This window comes from Candidatus Binatia bacterium (assembly GCA_035631035.1).
Taxonomy (GTDB): Bacteria; Eisenbacteria; RBG-16-71-46; order SZUA-252; family SZUA-252; genus DASQJL01.
The window spans coordinates 1-7,400 of the sequence record DASQJL010000028.1; the positions used below are offsets into that span (position 1 = coordinate 1).

6 protein-coding genes are annotated in these 7,400 nt (G+C 70.1%); all 6 read right to left on the reverse strand.

Annotation, left to right across the window (positions count from 1 at the left end; all coding sequences use genetic code 11):
* Positions 1-73: 73 nt before the first annotated feature.
* A complete protein-coding gene (locus VE326_02740) occupies positions 74-424 on the reverse strand; it encodes a hypothetical protein (GenBank protein HYJ32112.1) in 351 nt (116 codons plus the stop codon).
* Positions 425-524: 100 nt separating this feature from the next.
* The gene (locus VE326_02745; GenBank protein ID HYJ32113.1) at positions 525-2,444 is read right to left on the reverse strand and encodes a tetratricopeptide repeat protein; all 1,920 of its coding nucleotides are present in this window, start codon (positions 2,442-2,444) and stop codon (positions 525-527) included.
* A 64-nt stretch (positions 2,445-2,508) separates the two neighbouring features.
* Positions 2,509-4,758, reverse strand: a complete 2,250-nt coding sequence (locus VE326_02750; GenBank protein ID HYJ32114.1) for a S8 family serine peptidase — start codon at positions 4,756-4,758, stop codon at positions 2,509-2,511.
* An 8-nt stretch (positions 4,759-4,766) separates the two neighbouring features.
* The gene (locus VE326_02755) at positions 4,767-5,267 is read right to left on the reverse strand and encodes a 3-isopropylmalate dehydratase (GenBank protein ID HYJ32115.1); all 501 of its coding nucleotides are present in this window, start codon (positions 5,265-5,267) and stop codon (positions 4,767-4,769) included.
* 1 nt (position 5,268) lies between these two features.
* Positions 5,269-6,558: a 3-isopropylmalate dehydratase large subunit gene (locus tag VE326_02760; GenBank protein ID HYJ32116.1), complete on the reverse strand. Its 1,290-nt coding sequence runs from the start codon at positions 6,556-6,558 to the stop codon at positions 5,269-5,271.
* 4 nt (positions 6,559-6,562) lie between these two features.
* Positions 6,563-7,400: CaiB/BaiF CoA-transferase family protein (locus VE326_02765; protein HYJ32117.1), on the reverse strand; the 838-nt coding region annotated here is incomplete at its 5' end.

A 7,400-nucleotide genomic window follows, 5' to 3' on the forward strand; every position in this document is an offset into this window, starting at 1 on the left:
CGGGTCCCAGCGGACGTGGCGGACGCCAACGGCATGCGCGGCGCTCGCACCCGGACGGTGCGGGCGCCGTCTCCTATTTGGGGAGCCCTGCTTGGGGCTTCTGGCGGGCGATGTGGAACGCGTACATGTGCGTACTGCGCGCCGCGGGCGCCAACGCCTCCTGCATTCCGGTGCCGGGCACCGTCTCGACCCAAAGCTTCTGTCCTTCGGTGTCCAACCGCTTGTGGATCGCGTTCCAGTGCCCATGCCGCGTCCCGAGCTGGAACGTGCGGCCTCCCATCATGGCGAGCAGGCTGGCCACCAGCTCCCGCAGCTCGTCACTCCCACCCGTCTCGGAAGCGAGATGCCCATGGGCCGAGCTCTCGACGTACAGTCCTTCCAGAAGTCCGAGCGAATCCACCTCTTGGATCTTGCTTTGGGTCATGGTGAGTCTCCAGAGCCTGTCGTCCGCCAACGCATCAAGGGTGTCCATCGTAACAGATATCGGATCCGGCCGTATGGCGCCGCCTCGCGACCGTCACTTCTCACGGGCTCATGGCGGCAGTGGCGGTGCTCTCCGCACCGCCGAACCGCCGGGCCATCGAGCGCACGGTCAGCGGATAGCCCTCCCAGCGTCGCAAGACCTCCATCCAGACGAGCCGCGCCGAGTCGGGCTTCCCTGCCGCGTAGAGCATCAACCCGAGATTGTGGCGGTAGTCGGGGCGGTCGCCGTCCCTGAGGACGGCGGAGCGGAACGCGCCCACCGCCTCGTCGTAGCGCTCCGCCTTGGCATAGCAGATTCCCAGGTCGTAATAGGCGTCCGCGCGGCCGGGATCGCGGCGGATGGCTTCGGTGAAGAACGGGACCGCCTCGTCCTGGCGGCCCAGCGACACCAAGGCCCCTCCCGCCTTGACCCAGTAGCGCGGATTCGCGGGCTCGGCTTCGACCGCCCGACGGGCGTGGACGAGCGCGCGATCGTAGTCGCCGCGGTTCGACCAGTAGGTGGCGAGCTTCTCGTTGCCGTAGGCGCGCTCGTGGGGTCGAAGCGCCGCGTCCTCGCCCACGAGCGATGTGAAGCGACGGAGCCCCGCGGCTTCGTCGGCATTCACCAGGACGAACCCCGAGAGGCCGGCCAGGCCGAGGATCGCGAGTCCCGCCAGGGCGGGTCGCGAAGCTCGCTCGAGCGCGGGCAGGGTTGCCGCGACGGCGGCCACCGCCGCGGGCAGGAGAACGATCGCGAGGAGATCCCAGTCCTGGGCGGGCGAGCCGGGCACCACGAGGAAGAGCGCGGCGAGGAGACCCGGCGCTCCGGCCATCGCCAGAAACACCGGAGCCCGGCTCGATGTGGCGCCCTCCGCATGATGCCCCCACCCGGCGAGCAGGCGAGCGCCAAGGACCACGATGGGCACCGGCGCGAGCAGCAGGGCCAGATTCAGGAGATCGACCCATCGTCGCGCCGAGAGGAAGCCGCGTGCCGTAAAGCCGAACGCCCCGCTCCCTCCCTGGAGCGCGGTTTCCATCGTATGGAACGGACGCAGCAGGTCGGCCACGCTGAAGCGGAGCCAGGCGAAGAGGCCCGCCGCGAGGATCGCGGGGACGAGGAGCAGGAGCGCCCTTCGCCACAGGGGCGCGCGCATCCGCGCCACCAGCCAGACGTAGGACGGCGCGAGCAGCAGCGAGACGATGTGCGCCGCCGCCACCAGCGCCAGCGCGATCCCGGGCAAGATCTCCGGGCGCTCCGAGCGCGCGGCCCGAGAGCCGGCGAGGAGATACGCGACGACGAGCACGCTCACGATCGGGTAGCTCTCGATGTATCCGAAATAGAGCTGGGTGACCCCGAGCGTGAGCAGGAGCGCGGCGCCGGCGATCTGCCCCCGCGCCCTCGGCGCCATCTCGCGCGCAAGCAGCCACAGGAGACCCGCCGTGATCACGCCGCAGAGGACCGAAAGCAGGGCCAGGGAGGCGGCGTCGGGCACCAGGCCCAGCGCGTGAAGCGCGCGCGTGTAGCCATGCCACGTCTCGGTCGAGAGCGGCTCGCTGAATCGAGGAAATTGCCCCGAGGTGAGGTTGGCGAGCCACACGATTCCGTCGCCGAGAAAATAGGAGCGGACGCGGAACGACCAGAAGGCGATGCCGATCAGAGGGAGCGCGTACAGCGGCAGGATCGTCGCGAGCGCGGGACCACGCGCCTTCGAGGAACGCGGGGCCGCGACACGCTGCCGGACACCGCGCGCCGCCGACAAAACGAGGAGTGCGGCACCGAGCGCCGCAAGGCCCAGGACCAGAGCGCGGGTGGTCCCATCCAGGAACGCGGCGTGATGAATGCCCCACAGGCTTGCGGACGTGCTGCGGCTCGCAAGTGCCAGGGCCGCGGCGTAGGCGGCGCCCAGGACGGCGAGCCACGCCCGGAAGCGTGCGTTCCCGTCCGGCCTACCCCGCCCTCCGGGGGACGTGAGGGGGGACATGGGCCGGACTATAGACCCATGGCCCCATCACGGCCAGCGCGTGCTCCCCGCTCGTCCCCCGCCTCTATTCCAGAACGACGATCCGCAAGACCGACGTCCCGAAGCGCGTGCGGGCCCGGGCGAAGTAGAGTCCCGATCCCACGCGGGCTCCTCCCGCGTCGGTGCCGTCCCATTGAAGCCGGTGCACCCCGCCCGGCAGGAACCCCTCCACCAGGCGCGCGACGCGCCGCCCTCGGGCGTCGAAGAGGAGGACTTCCGCCCGCCCGCTTCCCGGCAGCGACAGCTCCAGGGTCGCGTGGTCGGAGGCCGGCGTCCGGGACACCCTCCGGAATTGGAAGCGCTCCGGGCCGGGCGCGTCCCCGACGGCCGTCAGCACGTTCACGACGAGATGGACGGGTACGCTCGAGGCGGGCGTCACGGGGTCGTTCTCGGTGAGCGAGACGGTGGCATCGTACGCGCCATCGAAGAGCCCGGTCGCGTCGACGTGCAGCGTGACCGCGGCTTGGCCTCCCGCGAGCACGCGCCCGGAGTCGGGCATGGCGGAGAGCCACGGCGCGGCGGAGGGCGACGGCAGCCGGAAATCGAGCCTCCCCTGTCCGACGTTCGACACGACGAGCGTGGTGTCCCGCACCCATCCCGGCGCGACATAGATCGTGTAGGCGGGCGGGTTCAGCGCGATCGCCGGGATGCCGAGCGTCGTCGCCGGCGCGTCGTTCGACACCGGCCCGCGATTTCCGAGCTCGTCCACCGCCCGGATCGCGAAATGGTAGCCGGTCGTGAATGCGAGGCCCGACACTTCGGCGCTCTCGCCCTGGCCGCCCGCCCTGGGTGGTGGAAGCGGGACCGGCGTGGCGCTGCCGAAGTTGGTCTCGTCGATCGGGGACGCCGACATCCGGAGCTCGTACTGGGCGGCCGTGCCCGTGAGCCCGTCGTCGCCGGGAGCGGTCCAGGCCAGCCCCAGCACCGTCGAGCCGACGTCGGCGGCCGCGAGATCGGTCACGCGCGAGGGCGGCACGCCGTCGGCGTTCAGGAGAACCTTGTAGGCGTTCAGCCGGCCGCCGGTGGAGGTGGTGCCGTTCATCGAGGCGATCGGATCGGTGTTGGCCAGGATGAGCTGGCGGATCTGCCCGATCGTCGCGGACGGGAGGAGGCCCATGGCGAGAGCCGCCACGCCGGTGACGTGCGGCGCTGCCATCGAGGTCCCGTTCAGCGACTGATAGAGCCCACCCGGCTTGCACGAGTAGATGCCGTAGCCGGGCGCGCCGAGATTCACGGTCAGCGGGCCGTAGTTGGTCAGCGTGGGGCGAAGATCCCGTCCGTCGGTGGACGTGACGACGATCATGTTCGGCGCCCGGTAGGAGGGCGGGTAGAACGGCACGGCATCGATGTTCCATCCGTTGTTTCCCGCCGCGAAGATCATCAGCTGCCCCGCGGCCCCGGCGGCGTTGATCGCGTCCAGCATCGCCTGGCTGCCCGGCATGTTGCCCCAGGAGTTGTTCGTCAGCCTGCAGCCGACCGCGACGGAGTAGCCGATGGCCGCGATCGCGTCCGCCTCCGTTCCCACCCCGGTCGCATCCATGAACTTGATCGCCACCATGCGGCAGTGCCAGTTCACCCCGGTCACGCCGGCGCCGTTGTTCCCCACGGCGCCGATCGTTCCGGCGACGTGCGTTCCGTGGAAGCCGTCGTCCATGGGGTCGCCGTCGTGGTTCACGACGTCGTAGCCGTGCACGTCGTCCACGTAGCCGTTCCTGTCGTCGTCCTTGCCGTTGCCCGGGGTCTCGCCGGGGTTGGTCCAGACGTTCGCGGCCAGGTCGGGATGCGTGTAGTCGATGCCGGTGTCGATCACGCCGATCTTCAGCGTCGGATCGCCGGTGTAGAGGTCCCAGGCCAGGGTCGCGTCGATGTCGCAGCCCGCGTACCCGCCCCCCTGCCCCGTGTTCAGCATCCCCCAGAGCTGCGTGAAGCTGGGGTCGTTCGGGGTGGCCTGGGCGTAGACGTAGTGGTTCGGCTGGGCGTATTCGACGTCGGGGAGTTCGCTCAACGTGGCGATCGCGCGGGCGGCGGCCTCAGGGGGGACGCGAACGTGATCGGCGCCGATCCATAGCCGGCTCACGCGCGTGAGCCCGGGAATCGCCGCCGCGAGCTGCTCCCGGCGGCTCTCCGACACGCCGCTTCGGTATTTCACGATCAGCTCGCCGGGGACGGCGTTCCCCTCCCCCCGGGCGGACCGCGAGGCCGTGGTCGCAACCAGGGCGACCAGGGCGATCCGCGCGACTCGTGCCAGAACGTTCCCTCGCCCTCGCGCGTTCATGACGCCTCCTACGCCGGTTTCGCGAGCAGGAGTCTCCGCGTGTAGGGGATCAGGCCGCCGGCGTCGATGATCGCCTGCCGCGCTTTCGGCAGCGGCACGACGGGGTACGACATTCCGGTTCGGCGGTTCACGACGCCGCCGTCGCGGAAACCGAGGATGTCCCCCTCCTCGGCTTCGATCGTCGGGCAGATCACCATGCGGAGCCCGAGGTTGATGCCATTCTGGAGGAAGATGCGCGCGAAGTCCCGCGCCACGATCACGAGGTCGTGTCCTCTCAGGCAGGACGCCGCCTGCTCGCGGGAGGAGCCGCATCCGAAGTTCTTCCCCGCCAGGAGGACGCTGCCCGCGGGCACGCCGCCACTCTTCAGCGCGCCGTTGAAGGCCGCGTCGTCGGCGAACGCGAGCTGCGGGGTCTCGCTCGGGAGAACCGTGGCCATGAATCGGCCCGGATAGATGATGTCGGTGGAAACGTCGTCTCCCAGCTTCTTCACGACCAGCCCTTCCGTCATCTCAGTGCGCCTCCCTCGGATCGGTGATCACGCCGGAGACCGCGCTGGCCGCGGCCACGGCGGGCGAGCAGAGGTAAACCTCGCCGGTCGGGTTGCCCATCCGTCCCTTGAAATTCCGGTTGGTGGTCGAGAGGGCGACCTCGCCGTCGCCCAGCGCGCCCTGGTGGACGCCGAGACAGGGACCGCAGCCCGGATTGCACACCACGGCACCCGCCTCCATGAGATCGCGCAGGTAGCCGCGGTCCAGCGCCTGGTGGAAGATCCGCCACGAAGCGGGGAAGACCAGCATGCGCGTCCCGGCCGCGACCTTGCGTCCCCGGAGCGTGCGAGCCGCGACCTCGATGTCGTCCAGCCGGCCGTTGGTGCAGGAGCCGATGACGATCTGCTGCACCTTCGTCCCCTTCACCGACTCGACGGACTTCACGTTGTCGACGGTGTGGGGACAGGCGACCTGCGGCGTGAGCGCTCCCGCGTCGACGTGGATCACGCGGTCGTAGGCGGCGTCGGGGTCCGGACCGAAGATCTCGATCCGCTCCTTCACGCCCGCCTCCTCCTTCAGGTAGCGCAGCGTCTCGGAATCGGGCGGGACCACGCCGGCGGTGGCGCCGGCCTCGACCGCCATGTTGCAGAGCACCAGCCGTCCCGACGTGGACATCGCGTGGATCGCCGGGCCCGTGAACTCGAGGACCTTGTAGTTCGCCCCCTCCGCCGAGATCTCCCCGATCAGGTGGAGGATCAGGTCTTTCGGATAGACGTCGTCGCGGAAGGCGCCGTTCACCACGACCTGGATGGTGCCGGGCACCTCGACGTTCAGGATGCGCCCCAGCGTCCAGACCGAGGCCATCTCGGTCGCGCCGATGCCGAACGCGAAGGCGCCCAGCGCGCCATGCGTCGTGGTGTGGCTGTCGGTGCCCACCACGACCGCGCCGGGTCGGACGTAACCGTTCTCGGGAAGGATCTGATGGCAGATCCCGCCCACGTCGCCCCGAACGTCGTGGAACTTGGCGATTCCGGCGCGCGCCACGAACTCGCGCACCTTCTTCTGGTTGCTCGCCGTCTTCGCCGATTCGGCGGGTACGCGGTGGTCGAAGACGATCGCGATCTTCTGGGAGTCCCAGACGCGGGGGTCGCGGCCCGTCCCCTGGAAGATCTCGTGGAACTGGTTCAGGACGAGCGCCGCGTTCTCGTGCGACATCGCGAGATCGACCGGCGGCTCGACCACGTCCCCGACGGCCAGATCGCGGCGGCCGAGGGCGCGCGCGAGGAGCTTCTGCACGTACGTCATCCCCATGGGGCTACACGACTCCTTTCGCCCGGAGGGCGCCCAGCTGATCGCCGCCCACGCCGGCTCCCGCGAGCACTTCGGCGGTATGCGCCGAAAGGCGCGGCGGCGGACCGGTGATGGCGCCCGGTGTCTTTTCGAACTTCGCGGTGAGGCCGAAGAGCGGGATGGTGCCGATCCCCTCCACGGGGACGTCGGACAGGGTGCCCCGATGGCGGATCTGCGCCTGGCGCAGCGCATCCTCGAGGCTCAGGATGGCGCCGGTGGGGACGTCGCGCGCGTTCAGGCGCTGGACCCAGACGGCGGTCGGGCACTGCGTGAGCCGCGCCTCGAGGATCGGCGTGAGCTCCTTCCGATTCTTCTTCCGCGTGTCCCGCTTCTGGAAGCGCGAATCGGCGACGAGCTCGGCCAGGCCCAGCTCCTCGCAGAGCGCCTCCCACTGCTCCTGCTTGTTCGCGGCGATGTTCACCCATCCGTCCCGGGTCCGGAAGGTCCCCGAGGGCGCCGCCGTGAAGTTGTCGTTCCCCATCAAGACCGGCTGCTGCCCGCCGATCAGGAGGTTCGCCGCGACCCACCCCATGAGCGGCATGATCGAGTCGAGCATCGCCACGTCGACGAACTGCCCCTCGCCGGTCCGCTCGCGGTGGTACAGCGCGGCCAGGATCGCGAAGGCGGCGTTCAGCCCGCCGACCGTGTCGCACACCGGAAAGCCGGCGCGGAGCGGGTTCAGCCGCTCGTCCCCGTTCACCGCCATCACCCCGCTCAACCCCTGAATGATCTGGTCGTAGGCCGGCTTCAGGGCGTCGGGGCCGGTGTGTCCGAACCCCGAGATGGCGCAGTAGATCAGCCGC

Bases quoted from the DNA above. Each gene is read 5' to 3' on its own strand.
- VE326_02740 (HYJ32112.1), bottom strand. From the start codon at position 424: ATGACCCAAAGCAAGATCCAAGAGGTGGATTCGCTCGGACTTCTGGAA.
- VE326_02755 (HYJ32115.1), bottom strand. From the start codon at position 5,267: ATGACGGAAGGGCTGGTCGTGAAGAAGCTGGGAGACGACGTTTCCACC.
- VE326_02760 (HYJ32116.1), bottom strand. From the start codon at position 6,558: ATGGGGATGACGTACGTGCAGAAGCTCCTCGCGCGCGCCCTCGGCCGC.
- VE326_02750 (HYJ32114.1), bottom strand. From the start codon at position 4,758: ATGAACGCGCGAGGGCGAGGGAACGTTCTGGCACGAGTCGCGCGGATC.
- VE326_02745 (HYJ32113.1), bottom strand. From the start codon at position 2,444: ATGTCCCCCCTCACGTCCCCCGGAGGGCGGGGTAGGCCGGACGGGAAC.